Origin of the sequence: Micrococcus sp. CH7, assembly GCF_001595485.1 — a bacterium.
GTDB classification, from domain to species: domain Bacteria; phylum Actinomycetota; class Actinomycetes; order Actinomycetales; family Micrococcaceae; genus Micrococcus; species Micrococcus luteus.
The window spans coordinates 124,403-140,716 of sequence record NZ_LOSQ01000021.1; the positions used below are offsets into that span (position 1 = coordinate 124,403).

17 protein-coding genes and 1 tRNA gene are annotated in these 16,314 nt (G+C 74.8%); 5 read left to right on the forward strand and 13 right to left on the reverse strand.

Going from position 1 to position 16,314, the window contains the following annotated elements:
* Window positions 1-7 precede the first annotated feature (7 nt).
* Genes AUV08_RS06280 through AUV08_RS06295 form a run of 4 tightly spaced genes read right to left on the reverse strand, consistent with a single transcriptional unit; the run spans window position 8 to window position 3,147 of the window.
* Window positions 8-403, reverse strand: coding sequence for an FKBP-type peptidyl-prolyl cis-trans isomerase (locus tag AUV08_RS06280; RefSeq protein ID WP_010078659.1), 396 nt, complete (start codon window positions 401-403; stop codon window positions 8-10).
* A 32-nt stretch (window positions 404-435) separates the two neighbouring features.
* Complete coding sequence (locus AUV08_RS06285; RefSeq protein ID WP_061867276.1) at window positions 436-1,527, reverse strand: FKBP-type peptidyl-prolyl cis-trans isomerase; 1,092 nt, start codon at window positions 1,525-1,527, stop codon at window positions 436-438.
* Between the two features lie 37 nt (window positions 1,528-1,564).
* Window positions 1,565-2,959: a Pup--protein ligase gene (gene pafA / locus AUV08_RS06290; RefSeq protein ID WP_061867275.1), complete on the reverse strand. Its 1,395-nt coding sequence runs from the start codon at window positions 2,957-2,959 to the stop codon at window positions 1,565-1,567.
* Entirely contained in the window at window positions 2,956-3,147 is a 192-nt protein-coding gene (locus tag AUV08_RS06295) for a ubiquitin-like protein Pup (RefSeq protein ID WP_061867274.1), read from the reverse strand. Before AUV08_RS06295 ends, pafA begins: the two co-directional genes overlap by 4 nt.
* A 124-nt stretch (window positions 3,148-3,271) precedes the next feature.
* On the opposite strand from AUV08_RS06295, the gene AUV08_RS06300 reads away from it, so the two are divergent.
* On the forward strand, window positions 3,272-3,736 hold the full coding sequence (locus AUV08_RS06300) for a pyrimidine dimer DNA glycosylase/endonuclease V (protein ID WP_036336875.1): 465 nt from the start codon (window positions 3,272-3,274) through the stop codon (window positions 3,734-3,736).
* Window positions 3,737-3,776: 40 nt separating this feature from the next.
* Complete coding sequence (locus tag AUV08_RS06305) at window positions 3,777-4,370, forward strand: cyclodeaminase/cyclohydrolase family protein (RefSeq protein ID WP_061867273.1); 594 nt, start codon at window positions 3,777-3,779, stop codon at window positions 4,368-4,370.
* A gap of 15 nt (window positions 4,371-4,385) precedes the next feature.
* Here AUV08_RS06305 and dop read toward each other — a convergent pair whose 3' ends face one another.
* The 5 genes from dop to AUV08_RS06330 are packed head-to-tail and all read right to left on the reverse strand — an operon-like array spanning window position 4,386 to window position 10,810.
* Window positions 4,386-6,113, reverse strand: coding sequence for a depupylase/deamidase Dop (gene dop / locus AUV08_RS06310; protein WP_061873144.1), 1,728 nt, complete (start codon window positions 6,111-6,113; stop codon window positions 4,386-4,388).
* Window positions 6,110-7,864: a proteasome ATPase gene (gene arc / locus AUV08_RS06315; protein WP_061867271.1), complete on the reverse strand. Its 1,755-nt coding sequence runs from the start codon at window positions 7,862-7,864 to the stop codon at window positions 6,110-6,112. Before arc ends, dop begins: the two co-directional genes overlap by 4 nt.
* Window positions 7,865-8,929, reverse strand: coding sequence for a tRNA (adenine-N1)-methyltransferase (locus AUV08_RS06320; protein WP_012750880.1), 1,065 nt, complete (start codon window positions 8,927-8,929; stop codon window positions 7,865-7,867).
* Between the two features lie 16 nt (window positions 8,930-8,945).
* Entirely contained in the window at window positions 8,946-10,073 is a 1,128-nt protein-coding gene (locus AUV08_RS06325; RefSeq protein ID WP_061867270.1) for a site-2 protease family protein, read from the reverse strand.
* The gene (locus AUV08_RS06330; protein WP_049147716.1) at window positions 10,070-10,810 is read right to left on the reverse strand and encodes an HAD family phosphatase; all 741 of its coding nucleotides are present in this window, start codon (window positions 10,808-10,810) and stop codon (window positions 10,070-10,072) included. The genes AUV08_RS06325 and AUV08_RS06330 overlap by 4 nt, the downstream gene beginning before the upstream one ends.
* A gap of 91 nt (window positions 10,811-10,901) precedes the next feature.
* On the opposite strand from AUV08_RS06330, the gene AUV08_RS06335 reads away from it, so the two are divergent.
* The gene (locus AUV08_RS06335; protein WP_036315178.1) at window positions 10,902-11,852 is read left to right on the forward strand and encodes a proteasome assembly chaperone family protein; all 951 of its coding nucleotides are present in this window, start codon (window positions 10,902-10,904) and stop codon (window positions 11,850-11,852) included.
* A 22-nt stretch (window positions 11,853-11,874) separates the two neighbouring features.
* Here the strand turns inward: AUV08_RS06335 and mshC are convergent, their stop codons facing one another.
* The 3 genes from mshC to AUV08_RS06350 all read right to left on the reverse strand — a co-directional run bounded on the left by mshC (window position 11,875) and on the right by AUV08_RS06350 (window position 14,329).
* Window positions 11,875-13,143 (reverse strand): cysteine--1-D-myo-inosityl 2-amino-2-deoxy-alpha-D-glucopyranoside ligase, encoded by a 1,269-nt coding sequence (mshC, locus tag AUV08_RS06340; protein ID WP_061867269.1) that lies wholly within the window; start codon window positions 13,141-13,143, stop codon window positions 11,875-11,877.
* Window positions 13,144-13,207: 64 nt separating this feature from the next.
* A complete protein-coding gene (locus AUV08_RS06345; protein WP_041103813.1) occupies window positions 13,208-14,041 on the reverse strand; it encodes an undecaprenyl-diphosphate phosphatase in 834 nt (277 codons plus the stop codon).
* A 69-nt stretch (window positions 14,042-14,110) separates the two neighbouring features.
* Entirely contained in the window at window positions 14,111-14,329 is a 219-nt protein-coding gene (locus AUV08_RS06350; protein WP_036315190.1) for a hypothetical protein, read from the reverse strand.
* 93 nt (window positions 14,330-14,422) lie between these two features.
* Here AUV08_RS06350 and AUV08_RS06355 point away from each other — a divergent pair, with 93 nt between their 5' ends.
* Window positions 14,423-14,662 carry a DUF5703 family protein gene (locus tag AUV08_RS06355; RefSeq protein ID WP_036315193.1) on the forward strand — a complete coding sequence of 80 codons (240 nt, stop codon included), beginning with the start codon at window positions 14,423-14,425 and terminating at the stop codon, window positions 14,660-14,662.
* Between the two features lie 52 nt (window positions 14,663-14,714).
* Here AUV08_RS06355 and AUV08_RS06360 read toward each other — a convergent pair whose 3' ends face one another.
* Window positions 14,715-16,040: a M20/M25/M40 family metallo-hydrolase gene (locus AUV08_RS06360; protein ID WP_061867268.1), complete on the reverse strand. Its 1,326-nt coding sequence runs from the start codon at window positions 16,038-16,040 to the stop codon at window positions 14,715-14,717.
* 116 nt (window positions 16,041-16,156) lie between these two features.
* Here AUV08_RS06360 and AUV08_RS06365 point away from each other — a divergent pair.
* Window positions 16,157-16,240 (forward strand) — tRNA-Leu (locus tag AUV08_RS06365).
* Window positions 16,241-16,314: the final 74 nt, after the last annotated feature.

The window sequence follows — 16,314 nt, forward strand, 5'->3', positions numbered from 1 at the left end:
CCCGGGGTCAGTCGACCGAGACGAGGTCGCAGACGAAGATGAGCGTCTCGTTCGGCCCGATCGCGGAACCGGCGCCGCGGGCGCCGTAGCCCAGGTGCGGCGGGATCTCGAGGCGGCGGCGGCCGCCGACCTTCATGCCGAGCAGGCCCTGGTCCCAGCCGGCGATGACCTGGCCGACGCCGACGGTCAGGGGCAGCGGGGTGCCGCGGTTCCACGAGGCGTCGAACTCCTCGCCGGTGGACCAGGCCACGCCCACGTAGTGGACCTGCACGCGGGATCCGGCCTCGACGGCCGGGCCGGAGCCCTCGATCAGGTCCTCCACCACGAGCTCGGTGGGCGGGGTCTCGCCCGGGAAGTCGATCTCGGGCTTGGTGCGGTCGTAGTCGCGCTGTCCGAAGGACACGGTGCTCTCCTCTGGGGTTCTCGTGGACGGGGTCAGTTCGCCGACTCGGTGGCGGGCGCCTGGGCGTCCAGGATGTCCACCACGAACAGCAGGGGCTCGTTCTCGCCGATGTCCGGCGGGCTGCCCTGCTCACCGTAGGCCTTCTCGGCCGGGATCGACAGGAGGACGCGCGAGCCCACCTTCTGGCCGGCCAGACCCTCCTTCCAGCCCTCGATGACCTGATTGAGGGAGAACGTGATCGCCTGGCCCGTCTCCCAGGACGAGTCGAAGACCTCTCCGTCGGACCACGTCACGCCCTCGTACTGCACGGTCACGGTGTCGTCCGCACCGACCTCGCGGCCCTCGCCCTGGATCAGCGGCTGGACCACCAGCTCCTGGGGCGCCTCGCCGTCGGGCTTCGCGATGCTCGGCCGGCCGCTCTGCTCGTCCACGGTGACGTCGGGCAGGCGTTCGTCCCGCTCGGTCACCTCCTCACCCTCGGCCTGCTTCGGCAGGATGGCGTCGATCTTGTAGACGAACAGCTGGGCGGGCTGCGTCTGGGTGGAGGGGGAGGCACTCGGCGACGCGCTCTCGGTCTGCGGGACGGAGACGTCGTACTGGGGGCTGTACGCGGCGACGATCGTGCCGGCACCGCTGCCCACCAGCATCTCGTGGATCTCCGGGTTCATGGACTTGAGCTGGTCGTCCACGGGCACGGCCTCCGGTTCGCCGCTGAAGTTCTCGGCGACCACCTCGCCGCTGGCCGGATCGACGACGGCGATCGACATCTTCAGGACGTCGCCCTCCTGCACCTGCTCCCCCTCGCCGGCGGTCAGCACCCGCGTGGTGGGCTGGTCGGTGTCGATCTCCCCGTCGATCTCGACCGTCGGCGCCCCGCCGTCGCCCTCCGTGAAGGTGACACCCGTCAGGGCGTCCGGCTCCCCCTGGCCCTCGCCGACGGCCGCCCGCTCGGGGGCGGCCGACGTGGAGGCCGACGCGGCGTCGCTGTGGGGCTGGTCCGCGCCGTCGTCGCCGGTGGCGCAGGCGGTGGCCAGCATCAGGCCCGCGGCGCCGAGGGACAGCAGCGGCAGCAGGCGGCGACGGCGGCGGGCCGTCGGGGGCTGGGGGGTCTCGAACGAACTCATGCGGGTCACCCTAACGGCGCGTCCTGGACGCGCGCTGTCAGGCGATCCGCTCGAACAGCCGGTCGACGGCGGCCGACGACGTGTCGAACGGGTCCTTCGTCACGATCGCGTGCAGCGGATGGTCCGTGAGCTTCAGGGTCGTCCAGTCGACGGCGTAGTCCAGGCCGCGCTCCCGGGCGCGGGCCACGAAGTCCGCGCGCACGCGGGCCCGGGTGGTGGGCGGGGCGGTCTCCACGGCGGACCGGGCGGCGTCCTCGGGCAGCAGGCGCGCGACGGCGCCGCGCCGCAGCAGCAGGCGGAACAGCCCCCGGTCGGGGTCGATGTCGTGGAACGCCAGGTCCAGCTGGGCGAGGCGGGGCGCGTCCCAGCCCAGGTCGTGGCGGGCCCGGTAGTCCTCCAGCAGGCGCAGCTTGATCGCCCAGTCGATGCGGTCCTCGATGCGGGACCGGTCACCGGTGCGGACGGCGTCGAGCACCTCGCCCCACAGGGTGAGGATCTCCCCCACCCGGTCGTGGTGGGCACCCTCCGCGGCGACGAAGGCGCGGGCCCGCTCGAGATAGTGCTCCTGCAGCTCGAGCGCGGAGGCCTCCCCCTCGCGGAGCGCGATGCGGGCCGTGCCGGTGAGGTCGTGGGAGATCTGCCGGACCGCTCGGGTGGGGTGGGCGACGACGCGGTCCCCGAGCGGGAAGCCCGCCTCGATCATCCGCAGCAGCAGGTCGGTGGCGCCGAAGCGCAGCAGGTGGGTGTGCTCGGAGAGGTTCGTGTCCCCCACGATCACGTGGAGGCGCCGGTACTCGGAGGCGTCCGCGTGCGGCTCGTCCCGCGTGTTGATGATCGGCCGGGACCGCGTGGTGGAGGAGGACACGCCGTCCTGCACGAAGTCGGCGCGCTGGGAGAACGCGAAGTGGGCCGGGCCCTCGCCCTCGGGCCACGTGCCGGCGGGCACGACGCGGCCCGCGCCCACGAGGATCTGCCGGGAGACGAGGAACGGGACGAGCGCCTCGGTGAGCCGCCGGTACTCGGTGCGCCGGCGCAGCAGGTAGTTCTCGTGAGAGCCGTAGGAACTGCCCGAGGAGTCGGCGTTGTTGCGGTAGAGGTGGATCCGGCCGCCGACCCCGTCCGCGGCCATGCGCTCCTCGGCCTGGACCACGAGGTCGTGCAGCAGCAGGTCCCCCGCCCCGTCCGAGGCGATGAGCTCGTCGAGCGTCGAGCACTCGGCGGTCGCGTACTCGGGGTGAGACCCGACGTCGAGATAGAGCCGCGAGCCGTTGGCCACGAACACGTTCGAGGACCGCCCCCACTCGACGACGGGCCGGAAGAGGTAGCGGACGACCTCCTCGGGACTGAGCGGGCGTCCCTCCGGGTTCCAGTGCTGGACGCCGTACTCCGTCTCCAGCCCGAAGATCCGGCGGGCGCGGTCCGCGTCGGTCACTGGCCGCCCTTCTGGACGAAGCCCTTGACGAACTCCTCGGCGTTGGACTCCAGCACCGAGTCGATCTCGTCCAGCAGGCTGTCCAGGCCCTGGTCCTGGGCCGCGGGCTTCACGTGCGCCTGGCCCGCCGCGGCGCCGGTCTCGTCGTCGCCGCCGGACGGGCGTGGGCGGATCTGCTCCCGGGACATGGTGGCCTCCTCGTGCGTCGACGCGGGTCGGTGTGCTCCGTCCGCGTCCACCCATCCTGCCCCACGCGCGGGCCACGTTTCAGCCCCACGTCCCCGGGTTGCCCCGCGCTGGCAGGATGGGGGCATGCGTCTGTGGACCCTTCACCCCCGCCACCTCGACCGTCAGGGCCTGACGGGCGCCTGGCGCGAGGCCCTGCTCGCGCAGGCCGTCCTGGCCGGCCGCACGCGCGGGTATCGGGACCACCCGCAGCTGCTGAGGTTCCGGGAGCACCCGGACCCGTCCGGCGCGATCGGCGCGTTCCTCTCCGGCCTCGAGGCCGAGGCCACGGCGCGCGGCTATCGCTTCGACCACTCCCGGATCGACCGGCCGTGCCCCGCCCCCGACGGCGCGGTGCGCATCCCGCCCGCCGGTCTCGCACCGATCCCGGCCACCACGGGCCAGCGCGACCTGGAGTGGCGTCACCTGTGCGCCAAGCTGGCCGCGCGCAGCCCCGCCTGGCTCGAACGGTGGTCGGACACGCCCGTCCCCGACGTGCACCCGCTGTTCACGATCGTCCCGGGGCCGGTCGCCTCCTGGGAGCGCGCCTGAGGGCGGGCCGCGGTCGGGCCCGGTCTGGCACGGTGGGCGCATGATCCGCGACGAGAGCATCGAGAGCTATCTGGGGCGCCTCGCCTCCGGCGAGCCCACCCCCGGCGGCGGCGCGACGGGCGCGCTCGCGGTCGCCGAGGGCGCCGGACTGCTGGCCATGGCGGCCCGGTTCAGCGCGGCCGAGGAGGACGCTCGGGCATCGGAGGGCCTGATCGCGGCGTGCCTCGGCCTCGCCGACGGCGACGAGCGGGGCTTCGGCGCCGTGGCCGAGGCGTTCGGGCTGCCCCGCGACACCCCGGAGGACCGGGCCCGGCGCTCGGCCGCGATCCAGGCCGCCCTGGCCGAGGCCGTCCGGCCGCCCCGCGGGATCGTCGACGTCGCCGAGCGTGCGCTGGACCTGGCCGAGCGTGTGCTGGACGCGGCGAACCCGAACGTGCTCTCCGACGTCGGTGCGGCGCTCGGCTGCGTCCGGGGCGGCCTCACCGCCGCCGCGGTCACCCTCGAGACCAACCTGGGCCCCCTCCGCGACGAGGGCCTGGAGGGCGTCCTGCGCACCGACGTCGACCGGGCGGACCGTCTCGTCGCGCGGGCGGACGCCCTGCTGGGCCGCGTGCGCGCGGCCGTCGCGGGCTGAGCGCCCGCCCTCGCCTCAGGCCCGCGCGCCGAACAGCGGCGGCAGCGTGGCCACGAGCGCCTCGTCGTCGGGCCGGGGCGCGGCGGCGTCCTCCCACCAGCCGGGCAGGTCCACGGCGGCGCCGACCAGCGGCTCGGCCAGGTGCAGCCGGTGCACCCGCTCCCCCGCCCCGCGCAGCAGCAGCGTCTCCCACGCGGCGCCGGCCACGCGGTCACCGTGGCGGCCCACGAGGTTGCCGCGGGTCCACGCGCGGGTGGCCCGCGGCGGCGTGGCGACGGCGGCACGGATCTCCGCCTCGTCGGCGAGCGTCCGGAGGGCGCCGGCGGCCACGAGGCGGCGGTGCAGGGAGCGGGCCGGGCGCAGGTCGGCGTACTGCAGGTCCACCATCGCGAGGCGGGGGTCGGTCCAGTCCGCGCCCGTGCGGGCCCGCAGGCCCTCGAGGACGCGCAGCTTGGCCGCCCAGTCGGCGCGGTCGCTCAGGGACAGCGGATCCGCGGTGGCGTCGTCGAGGTCGATGGCCCAGGCCTCCAGCACCTCGCGCGTCTGCGGATCCGTCACCCCGAAGGCGGCGCAGTGGGCGCGGGCCGCGTCCAGGTAGGACCGCAGGATCTGCAGCCCGGTCCAGTGCCGGCGCACGGGGCCGTCCGCGGTGCGTTCGAGCAGCGGCACCGTGGCCCGCAGGCCCGGGTCGTGGCTGATCGTCTGCAACGCGGCCACCGGGTCGTCCAGGGTGAGCCGGGGCGCGGTCCCGGCCTCGGCCATCGCGAGGACGAGCGCGGTCATGCCCATCCGCAGCCACGTGGCGTGCTGGCTCAGCGTCGCGTCGCCGATGATCACGTGGAGCCGGCGGTAGGCCTCGGGACGGGCGTGCGGCTCATCCCGCGTGTTGACGATCGGCCGGTGGATCGTGGTCTCCAGCCCCACGGGCTCCTCGAAGTAGTCGGCCCGCTGGGACAGCTGGAAGCCCGGCCGCTCCCCCGCCGGGCCGAGTCCCACGCGGCCCGCGCCCACGAGCACCTGCCGTGCCGCGAAGAACGGCAGCAGGACGGCGGTGAGCTCCTCGAAGTCGAGGGACCGGGCCACGAGGTAGTTCTCGTGCGCGCCGTAGGACTGGCCCTTGCCGTCCACGTTGTTCTTGTAGACCAGCACCTCCGGGGCGCCGTCGGCCTGGCCGATGTGCTCGGCCGCCGCCTGGGCGACCAGGTCCCCGGCGGCGTCCCAGACCATGGCATCCCGCGGGGTGGTCGTCTCCGGCGACGAGTACTCCGGGTGGGCGTGGTCCACGTACCAGCGCGCGCCGTTGGCCAGCACGGTGGACAGCAGCAGGTGCACGGGCTCCCCGTCCGGGCCCACGAGCGCCTCGTCGGTCAGCTGCGAGGGATGCGCCGCCGAACGCGGCAGCCGCCAGCCGCGCGCGTCCACGAGCGGCGACTCCCCCGTGTAGTCCCACTCCGTGCCGGCCACCGTCGAGCCGGACCGGGTCACCAGGTCCGCGTACGCGTTCACGAGCTCGACCGAGAGCACGCTGTGGTGCGCCCCCGGGTTGGCCGGCGCGTGGATGCCGAACTCGGTCTCCGTGCCCATCACCCGGTGCACGCCCCAGCCGGCGGCGTCCCGCCCGTTCGGGGGCACGGCCGCGCCGTGGAACAGCCGGCGCTGGCCCTCGAAGGCGGGGGTCGGGCCGACGTCGACGGCGACGGCCCGGGTGAAGCCGTCCGCGGCCCCGCGGCCGAACGCGCTCATGCCCCGACCCCCCGGACCATGCGCAGCGAGCGCAGCCGAGGACCGCGCCAGCCGGAGGTGCGCGCCCACTCGGCGGGCGCGACCGTGGCCAGCAGGTCCGTCTGGTCCTCCAGCACCGCGGCCACGGCCTCGCGCAGGTGGCCCTCGCGGACGCCGAGCGCGGCCGGGGCCTGGCCGGCGGCCAGGTAGTCGCGCACCGCGTGCCGCTTGGCGCGGTCCACGACGTCGGCCACCACGGCGCCCGAGACGAGGTCGGCCAGGTGCAGGGCGTGGGTCGTGCCGGACACGTCCGTCAGCTCCGCCAGCGCGGTGTCCGCGCCGCGGTCGTAGAGGGCGGCGACCGTCCGGGCGATGAGCGTCGCGCGGGCCGCGTCCGCGGAGCCGGCCGCGACGACGTCGTCGGCGTGCAGGGGCACGTCTACGGTGAGGTGCTTGGCCATGATCTCCGCGGCGCCGTCGGCGTCGGGACGGTCCACGCGGATCTTCACGTCCAGTCGGCCGGGGCGGAGCACGGCCGGGTCGATCATGTCCTCGCGGTTGGAGGCGCCGATGACGATCACGTTCTCGAGGGCCTCGACGCCGTCGATCTCGGTGAGCAGCTGCGGGACGATCGTGGTCTCCACGTCCGAGGAGACGCCGGAGCCGCGCGTGCGGAACAGCGACTCCATCTCGTCGAAGAAGATGACCACGGGGAAGCCGGCGTCGGCCTTCTCGCGGGCCCGGTCGAAGATGACGCGGATCTGCCGCTCGGTCTCGCCCACGTACTTGTTCAGCAGCTCGGGTCCCTTGACGTTGAGGAAGAACGAGCGCTCGCCGTCCGCGCTGCGGGCCGAGAGGGCGTTGGCCACGGCCTTGGCGAGCATGGTCTTGCCGGTGCCGGGCGGGCCGTACAGCATGATCCCCTTGGGGGCGCGCAGGCCGTGCTCGCGGTAGACCTCGGGGTGCAGGAACGGGATCTCGACGGCCTCGCGGATCCGGTCGATCTGCGGGCCGAGGCCGCCGATGTCCTCGAACGTGACGTCCGGGACCTCTTCCAGCAGCACCTCGTCCACCTCGGACAGCTCGACCCGCCGCAGCGCCCATTCGACGCGGGCGTCCACGGTGACGGCGTCCCCGTGGCGCAGGTCGACGCCCTCCAGCGCGGGCGCGCGCCGCACCACGCGCTCCTCGTCCGCCGTGCCGGCCAGGACGAGGCCGCCGTCGGGCAGCGCCTCCTTGACGCGCAGCAGCTGACCCGACCCCGTGCCCGGGGCGACGCCGACGATCGAGCTGGACTCGTCCAGCAGCACCTGGGCGCCGGGGGTGAGGCGGGCGGCGTCGAGCAGCGGGGAGACCGTCACGCGCAGCCGCCGGCCGTTCTGCACGACGTCCGCTCCCCCGCGCACCACGGCGCCGGTCTCCACGCCCTCCTCGGGCTCGCGCGGGGCGTGGACGGCCTCGAGGGTGGCGAAGGTGAACGGCGGATGCGTGACGGCGTCCAGGTTCTCCTTGAGCGTCGTGATCTCGGCGCGCGTGGCCTCGAGCAGCTCGACCATGCGCCGGTTGTTGCGGGCGGCCGTCTGCGTCTGGGCCTCGGCCGCCCGACGGCGTTCGCTCAGGCCGGCGGCGTGCCGCTGGGCGGACTGCAGCTGGTGCCGCAGCCGTTCGGCCTCGGCCTGGGATTGCCGCAGCAGCTCCCGCGCCTCGGCGAGGCGCTGCTCGGCGTGCTCCGTGCCTGATTGCGCGTGGTGGTCCACCGGTGCTCCGTCCACTCAGTCCTGCTCCCCGGTCGGGGTCCTCCCACCGTACGCGTCCACGCCCTGCTCGGCGGCGCGTGACCGCGCGGCCATGAGGCGGGCCTCCTTCGCCGCCTTGCGCGCCTTCTTGTCCGTGACCGGCCGTTCGCCGAGGGCCTCGGGCGTCCACCGGGCCTCGTCGGCCGGCTGCCAGGCCTCGACGTCCTCGGCCTTGAACTCGGAGACCTTGGAGCGCTTCTTCAGGCGCAGCGCCTCCTCGCCCGAGGCCAGGCGGCGGGCCGTGAGGAGGAAGCCGGTGTGCGCGACCATGCGGTGGTCGGGGCGCACGGCGAGCCCGTCCAGGTGCCAGCCGCGCACGAGGGTCTCGTTGGCCTCGACCTGCGTGAAGCGGCCCGAGTCCCGGATGGCCTCGGCCACGCGGGAGAGCTGGGTGGCGGTGGCCACGTAGTTCAGCCACACACCGCCGGGGGCCAGGACCTCGGCGACGGCGTCGAGGCATTCCCAGGGGGCCAGCATGTCCAGGACCACCCGGTCCACGGAGCCCGGCTCGTGGACCTTGGGCATCTCCTCCTGCGCGTCGCCGAGGTGCACCGACCAGGCGGGGTGCTCGGCGCCGAAGAAGGCCTCCACATTGGCCCGGGCGACGTCCGCGAACTCCGGGCGGCGCTCGTAGGAGTGCAGGCGACCGTGGTCGCCCACGGCGCGCAGCAGGGACATGGACAGGGCGCCGGAGCCCACGCCGGCCTCGACCACGACGGCGCCCGGGAAGATGTCCGCCTGCTGCACGATCTGCGCCGCGTCCTTCGGGTAGACCACCGTGGCGCCGCGGGGCATGGACAGGACGAAGTCGTTCAGCAGGGGGCGCAGCACCTGGTACGGCTGGCCGGCCGAGTTCTCGACCACGACGCCCTCGAAGCCGCCGATCAGGTCGTCGTGCCGCAGCACGCCCTGGTAGCTGTGGAACTCCCCGCCGGGCAGCAGGGTGATCGTGTTGAGGCGGCCCTTCGCGTCCTTGATCTGCACGCGCTGGCCGGCCCGCAGGGGGCCGCGGCGCGCGCTCACGCCGGTGGGTTCGGTCATGGGGGGCTCCTTCGGTTCAGGGACGCCGCGTCGCGTCGACGGCGGCGAGGATCGTCTCGCGGGGCACCACGGAGCGCACGAGGCCGTGCGCGTCGGTCAGCACCCACACGGGGGTCTGGGGGTCGGCCAGGCGGGCGGCCAGGTCGGGACCGGCGGCGGGGACGTCGTCGCGGACGAGGACGGCCTCCGGGGCCAGCGCGACGGCGACCGCGGCCAGGGCGGTGGTCGTGCGGCGCGCCGGGGTCAGGCCCGCCGCGGCCGTGAGGTCCAGCACGCCGCGGGGCCGACCGGCCCCGTCCACGGCCACGACGGCGCGGCGGCCGCCGTCCGCCTGGGCCAGGGCCTCGGCGACGCTGAGGTGCTCGGGCAGGGCGATGGCGGGCGCCTCGACCTGCTCGAGCCGCAGGGCCTCCAGCCGGCGGCTCCAGCGCCCGTGGCGCACGGCGTCGTCCGCGCCCCGCCACAGGGTGAGGGCGACCCAGGCCACCAGGAGGACGACGAACAGGTCCGGCGCGCGGCCCGCGAGGGTCGGGGGGCCGAGCACCGCCGCGAGGACGCCCACCGCGACGACGCGCCCGGCCCAGCCGGCCGCCTCGACGCCACGGGCCCGGGAGCCGGTGGCGGCCCAGACGGCGGACTCGACCATGCGGCCGCCGTCGAGCGGGGTGCCCGGCAGCGCGTTGAACGCGGCCAGGAGGAGGTTGGCCCACACCGTGACCTCGAGCAGCAGGGCGGGAACGGACGGGCCGGGCACGGCGCGGGCCGCCAGATGGGCGAGGCCCGCGAGCACGAGGTTCGCGGCGGGGCCGGCCATCGCGGTGAGGACCGTGTCCAGCGGTCGAGCGGACGGGCTGCGGAACTGGGTGTGCCCGCCCCACAGGGTGAGCGCGATCTCCTCGGTGCGCTGGCCGAAGGCGCGGCCGGTGAGGGCGTGGGCGGCCTCGTGGACCAGGACGGAGAGGGCCAGGAGCACGGCGTACCCCAGGGCGACCCCGTAGGCGACGCTGCCGATCGCGGGCAGCGCGCGCTGGATCTGCGGGCCGAACGCGAGGGTGATGACCGCGGCGATCAGGAGCCAGGACCAGGACAGGCGCACCGGCGCGCCGGCGATCGTGCCCAGCCGGACGGAGGCGGGCCCGCTCATCCGGCCCCGTCCGCCCCGGGCCCGCGCGCGGCGGCGATCCGGCGGACCGCGGCGAGGTCGGCCGGCGTGCGGCCGGCGAGCGTCGTCCACTCGACGGTCGCGAGCCCTGCCGGCAGCGGCAGCACGCTGGGCACGCCGACCGTCGGCAGGCCCGCGGCCACGGCCGCGCCGACGCCCACCGGGGAGTCCTCGACCGCCACACAGTCGGCGGCCGTCAGCCCCGGTGTCCGCTCGGCCAGCAGCTGCAGGCCCAGCCGGTACGCCTCCGGGTCGGGCTTGCCCCGGGAGACCATGTCCCCCGAGACGACGACGTCCAGCGTGCCCGCCGGCGCCCGCTCGGCCAGCGCGCGGGCCAGCGGGGCATGGGACATCGTCACGAGGGCGCCCGGCACGCCGGCCTCGGCGAGCGCGACGAGCAGCTCCCGGGCGCCCGGCCGCCACGGCACCCCGCTGACGACCCCCTGGACGACCTCGTCCATCGTCAGGTCGATGATCCGCTGCACGGGCAGGTCCAGCCCGGCCTCCTGCAGACGGCGCGCTCCCTCGTCGAGGGGGCGTCCCACGAGGGAGGCGGCCAGGTCCTCCGACCAGGTGCCGCCGTGCTCGACCACCAGCCGACGCTGGACGGCGTTCCACAGGGGCTCGGTGTCCACGAGGGTGCCGTCCATGTCCCACAGGACGGCGCGCGGCAGGCGGCGGGCACGGTCGTCCGGGGCGGGCGCGGGGTGGCGGGGCATGGAGTGCATCCTATCGAGCGCCGCCGCCGGGGTGTGCGGGGCGGGTCGCGGGCCGTGGCCCCGTCGTCGGGCCGTGTCTAGGCTGGCCGCCATGACCGACGCTACCTCCGAGGACCAGCCGGACGACGTCCTGGGCCCGCTGCGGACCCACCTGACGGCGACCGTGGACGAGCTCGAGGCCGGGCGGCGGGCCCCCACGGTCCTGTTGCTGGCCTTCGAGGGGTGGAACGACGCCGGGGAGGCCGCGACCGGGGCCCTGGGCGCGCTGCGGGAGCAGTGGGACGCGGCGGACGCGGGACGGGTGTGCGACGGCGAGTTCTACGACTACCAGGTCACTCGACCCCTGGTCCGGCGCGACGCCGACGGGCTGGGGACGCTGGACTGGCCGGCGGTCACCCTGCACGAGGCGCTCCTGGACCGTGAGGGTCGGCCCGTCGCGGGCGAGGCTGCCCCGCCGGACGGGGTGCGTGTGCTCCTCGCCGTCGGCGTGGAGCCGAACGTGCGGTGGCGCGCGTTCCTCGAGGAGCTGTTCACGGCGGCCGACGCGCGTGACGTGGACGCCGTCGTGACGCTGGGCGCGCTGCTGGCGGACGTGCCCCACACCCGGCCCCTGCGCGCCCGCCCGACCTCGCCGCTCGTGGACGTGCGGGTGGCCGTCGGCGCGGACCGTCCGGTCTACGAGGGGCCCACCGGGATCATCGGCGTCATCGCGGACGAGGCCGCGCGCCGCGGCCTGCCGAGCCTCTCGCTGTGGGGGACGGTGCCCCACTACGTGGCCCAGGCGCCCTCCCCCAAGACGCTGCTCGGGCTGGTCGAGGCGGTCGAGGACCTGCTGCACGTGAGCGTGTCCACGCGCGGGCTCGAGGACGACGCGAGGGCCTGGCAGCGCGGCGTGGACGAGCTGGCCGCCGAGGACCCCGACGTCGCCGCCTACGTCCGGCAGCTCGAGGAGGCCCAGGACACCCAGCAGCTGCCGGAGGCCTCGGGCGAGTCGATCGCGCGGGAGTTCGAGCGCTATCTGCGCGGGCGCGGCGGACGCTGACGCCCGGCCGCGCCCGGCGGGGTCAGCGCAGGCGCAGACCCAGCAGCGCCGCCACGACGTCGACCACCGGCAGCGGGTCGGCGGCGGCCTCGGCCAGGCCCGGCAGGGTGCCGGCCGCCCATGCGTCGATGGCCTCCAGCGCGCGGGGGGCGTCGAGGTCGTCCGAGAGCGCCGCGTGCACCGCGTCCAGCACGGCGACGCCGGCGGCGGCATGCGGTCCGTCCAGGGCGGCGCGCCAACGGGCCACCCGCGCCTGGGCGTCGGCCAGCACCTGCTCGGACCACTCCCAGTCCGACCGGTAGTGGTGCGCGAGGATCGCCGCGCGGACGGCCACCGGCTCGACGCCCCGCGCCCGCAGGCGGGAGACGAGTTCGAGGTTGCCGAGGGACTTGGACATCTTCTCGCCGTCCAGGGCCACCATGCCGGTGTGCGCGTAGGTGTGCGCGAGCGGCAGGCCGTCGACGGCGGTGGCGTGCGCGGCGGAGAACTCGTGGTGCGGGAACCGCAGGTCGGAGCCGCCGCCCTGCACCGTGAACGGAGCCGGCAGGTGGGCCCGGGAGATCACGGAGCACTCGATGTGCCAGCCGGGCCGGCCGGAGCCGAGCGACCGCCCGTCCCAGGCCGGCTCGCCCTCGCGGTGCACACGCCACAGCAGCGGGTCCAGCGGGTCGCGCTTGCCGGGGCGGTCGGGATCGCCTCCCCGCTCCGGGAACACCGCGGCCATCTCGTCCAGGCCCATCGCGGAGACCTGCCCGAGACGCCAGTCGGTCGCGGACTGGGCCGCGCGGACGTCGAAATAGACGTCCCCGTCGGGCTCGCCGTCGCCGCCCGGCACGCGGTAGGCCCGGCCCGCCGCCAGCATCGTCTCGACGGCGTCCACCACCAGGCCCACCGCCTCGGTCGCGCCGACGTAGTGGTCCGGGGCGAGCACCTCGAGGGCGGCCATGTCCGCACGGAACAGGTCGGTCTGCTCCTCGGCGAGCGCGCGCCAGTCGACGCCGGTCGCCTCGGCCCGCTCGAGCAGGGGGTCGTCCACGTCGGTCACGTTCTGGACGTAGGCGACCTCGAGACCGGCCGCGCGCCAGTAGCGGTGCAGCAGGTCGAAGGCCACGTAGGTGCTCGCGTGGCCGAGGTGCGTCGCGTCGTACGGGGTGATCCCGCAGACGTACAGCGAGGCGCGCTGGGCGTCGTTGCCCGGATGCCGGGTCCGTCCCGTGGCGGTGTCGTGCAGCCGCAGCCGGTCGGGGCGGCTCGGCACGGCGGGCGGGGCGGGGGTGCTCCAGGACTTCACGGGACTCCTCACATCGGGGTGGTTCGGCGGTGCCGGGCCGTCATGCCCGGCGGCGGGAGCGGGCTCAGGCGTTGATGACGCCCGCGCCCAGCAGGGCGAACAGGACGCCGCCCAGGAGGATGCGGTACCAGACGAACGGCAGATACGAGTTGGTGCTGATGAAGCGCATGAGCCAGGCGATGACCGCGTAGGCCACCACGAAGGCGATCGCGGTCGCGACCAGCGTCTCCCCCATGCCGTACGGACCCTGCGTGCCGGGATCGGTGAGCGAGGTGTACAGCTTGTACAGGCCGGAGGCGAACACGGCGGGCACCGCCAGCAGGAACGCGTAGCGGGTGGCGGCGGGCCGGGTGTAGCCCATGGCCAGGCCGGCCGCGATGGTGCCGCCGGAGCGCGAGACGCCCGGGATCAGCGCGAGGGCCTGGGCCAGGCCGTAGAGGACGCCGTCCCGCACGGTGAGCTTCTCGAGCGGCTTGGTCTGACGGCCGAGCCGGTCCGCCAGGGCGAGCAGGACGCCGAACACGATGAGCATGGTCGCCGTGATCCACAGCGAGCGGAACTCCGTGTCGATCCAGTCCTCCAGCAGCAGGCCCAGGACCGCGATCGGGATCGAGCCCACGATGATCAGCCAGCCCATGCGCGCATCGGGGTCCGAATGCGGGATCCGCCCCGTGACCGCGGCGCACCACCGGCCGATGATGCGGGTGATGTCGCGCCAGAAGTAGATGAGGACCGCCAGCTCCGTGCCGAGCTGCGTGATGGCCGTGAAGGCCGCCCCCGGGTCGGTCGCGGAGGGCAGGAACTCGCCCACGATGCGGATGTGGGCGGAGGAGGAGATGGGCAGGAACTCCGTGAGGCCCTGCACCAGGCCCAGGATGATGGCTTCGATCCACGTCACGGAGGGTCACTGTACGCCACGGCCCCGGGTGGGAACCCGGGGCCGTGCGATCCGTCACGAGCAGGACGGTCAGTCGTCGTCGTCCTCGTCGTCGAAGAGGTCGAGCGGGGTGACCTCCTCGGTGTCCGCGTACAGGGCGTCCTCGTAGGCCTCGAAGGCGTCGGCCACGGCGAAGAAGGCGGCTTCGACGGCGGGGTCATCCTCGCCCCGCTTGTTCTGCGCGGCCACGAGGTGTTCGTTCAGGGCGGTGGTGAGGGCCTCGAGGGCCATGCGGGCGTCAGAGCTCATGGGTGAACGGTAACCCGGTGGCCGGTGACGCGGCCAGGGGTGGGCCGTACGGGACCGGCCGCCGGACCCGACGCCGTCTGCCAGGATGGGCGGGTGCGTGAACAGCTGATGTCCTCGACCCTCGACGCGATCTCCCGCGGACAGAAGTGGGAGTACCTGGTGATGACGGTCGCCGCCCACGAGTCCCTCGCCGACGCCCGACGGCGCCTCGTGGAGCACGCGGAGTACGGCCAATGGGAGCTGCAGCGCTCCGTGCACTACCGCGACGGGGCGCGCCGCTACTGGATGCGCCGCCGGGTGATGCGCGTGGCCTCGACCCTGCAGACCCTCTGAGGCGCGGGCGCGACGACGCCGCCCCGGCCGTCGTCGCCGCCCGCGGCCCGGATCAGCGCGGCTCCAGCATCCGCTCGAGCACCCGGCAGCCGAACTCGAGCGCGTCCACGGGCACCCGCTCGTCGATGCCGTGGAACAGGGACGTGAAGGCCAGGTCGGCGGGCAGGCGCATGGGCGCGAAGCCGTAGCCGGTGATGCCCAGCCGGGAGAGGGACTTGTTGTCCGTGCCCCCGCCGAGCATGAACGGCAGCACCTGGGCCTCGGGGTCCTCCGCCTGCAGCGAGGCGATCATCAGCTCCACCAGGTCCCCGGAGAAGGGGGTCTCCAGGGCGACGTCCCGGTGCTCGGGTGCGATGGTCACGTCCGGGCCGGCGAGCTCGGCGATCGTGGCGAGGGCGGACTCCTCCTCCCCGGGGATCAGGCGCACGTCCACGGTGCCGGTGGCCGAGGACGGGATGACGTTGTGCTTGTAGCCGGCGGTCAGCCCCGTCGGGTTGGACGAGGTGCGCAGGGTGCCGGCCACCCAGGACCGGGCCTGCCCGAGCGCGTCGAGCTGCGGCGTCGGGTCCGCCTCGTCGAAGTCGACGCCCATGATCTCCGCCACCTGTTCGAGCAGCGCGCGCGTGGTCTTGGTGTACACGAGCGGCCACTCGTGCCCGCCGATGCGGGTCATGGCGCCGGCCAGCCGGGTGACCGCGTTGTCCGGGTGCGGGGCCGAGCCGTGCCCGGGGGCGCCCTGTGCGGTGAGGTTCAGCCAGGCGAGCCCCTTCTCCGCGGTCTGCACGAGGTAGGCGCGCGAGCCGTGCACCTCCGTGGAGAAGCCGCCCACCTCGGAGATCGCCTCGGTGCACCCGTCGAACACCTCGGGGTGGTGGTCCACAACCCAGCGTGCGCCGTAGACGCCGCCGGCCTCCTCGTCGGCGAAGAACGCGACCGTCAGGGGGCGCCGCGGCCGGCGGCCCGTGCGGGCCAGGTGCAGCAGCACCGCGAGCACCATGGCGTCCATGCCCTTCATGTCCACGGCGCCGCGCCCCCAGATCATGCCGTCCTTGAGCTCGGCGCCGAACGGGTCCACGCTCCACTCGTCCGCCTCGGCGGGGACCACGTCCGTGTGCCCGTGGATGACGAGCCCCGGCGCCTCCGGATCCCAGCCCGGCAGATGCCCGACGACGGAGACCCGGCCCGGCGCCGACTCGAAGAAGCGGGGGGTCATCCCCGCCTCGGCCATGAGCCGGGCGCAGTACTCCGCGGCCTCGGGCTCACCGACGGAGACGTTGCCCCCGCGGTTGGTCGTGTCGATCCGGATGAGGTCGCGGCAGATCTCCACGACGCGGTCCTCGGGGCGCGAGCGGGCGGGGTTCACGATGTTCTCGACCATGGTTTTGAGCCTAGCCCGAACCCGTGCTATCTTTCTCAAGTTGCCCGGAGCGGGACGGACCGGACAGGGCCGGAACGCGGTGGGCGACGGAGCCTCTCCCAGGGTTCCACCGATGAGCGCGAGTGGCGGAATTGGTAGACGCGCAGCGTTGAGGTCGCTGTGTCCGCAAGGACGTGGGGGTTCAAGTCCCCCCTCGCGCACCGCTCGTCGAGCAGCAGGGCCCCGGTCGTCACGACCGGGGCCCTGCGCGTTCCCCCGTCCGGCGTCCCCTCTA

Coding starts and splice junctions, on each gene's coding strand:
- dop (WP_061873144.1), bottom strand. CDS start 6,113: ATGAGCGCGTTCGGCCGCGGGGCCGCGGACGGCTTCACCCGGGCCGTC.
- AUV08_RS06330 (WP_049147716.1), bottom strand. CDS start 10,810: ATGCCCCGCCACCCCGCGCCCGCCCCGGACGACCGTGCCCGCCGCCTG.
- AUV08_RS06360 (WP_061867268.1), bottom strand. CDS start 16,040: ATGGTCGAGAACATCGTGAACCCCGCCCGCTCGCGCCCCGAGGACCGC.
- AUV08_RS06300 (WP_036336875.1), top strand. CDS start 3,272: ATGCGTCTGTGGACCCTTCACCCCCGCCACCTCGACCGTCAGGGCCTG.
- AUV08_RS06320 (WP_012750880.1), bottom strand. CDS start 8,929: ATGACCGAACCCACCGGCGTGAGCGCGCGCCGCGGCCCCCTGCGGGCC.
- AUV08_RS06325 (WP_061867270.1), bottom strand. CDS start 10,073: ATGAGCGGGCCCGCCTCCGTCCGGCTGGGCACGATCGCCGGCGCGCCG.
- AUV08_RS06285 (WP_061867276.1), bottom strand. CDS start 1,527: ATGAGTTCGTTCGAGACCCCCCAGCCCCCGACGGCCCGCCGCCGTCGC.
- AUV08_RS06335 (WP_036315178.1), top strand. CDS start 10,902: ATGACCGACGCTACCTCCGAGGACCAGCCGGACGACGTCCTGGGCCCG.
- AUV08_RS06350 (WP_036315190.1), bottom strand. CDS start 14,329: ATGAGCTCTGACGCCCGCATGGCCCTCGAGGCCCTCACCACCGCCCTG.
- AUV08_RS06295 (WP_061867274.1), bottom strand. CDS start 3,147: ATGTCCCGGGAGCAGATCCGCCCACGCCCGTCCGGCGGCGACGACGAG.
- AUV08_RS06305 (WP_061867273.1), top strand. CDS start 3,777: ATGATCCGCGACGAGAGCATCGAGAGCTATCTGGGGCGCCTCGCCTCC.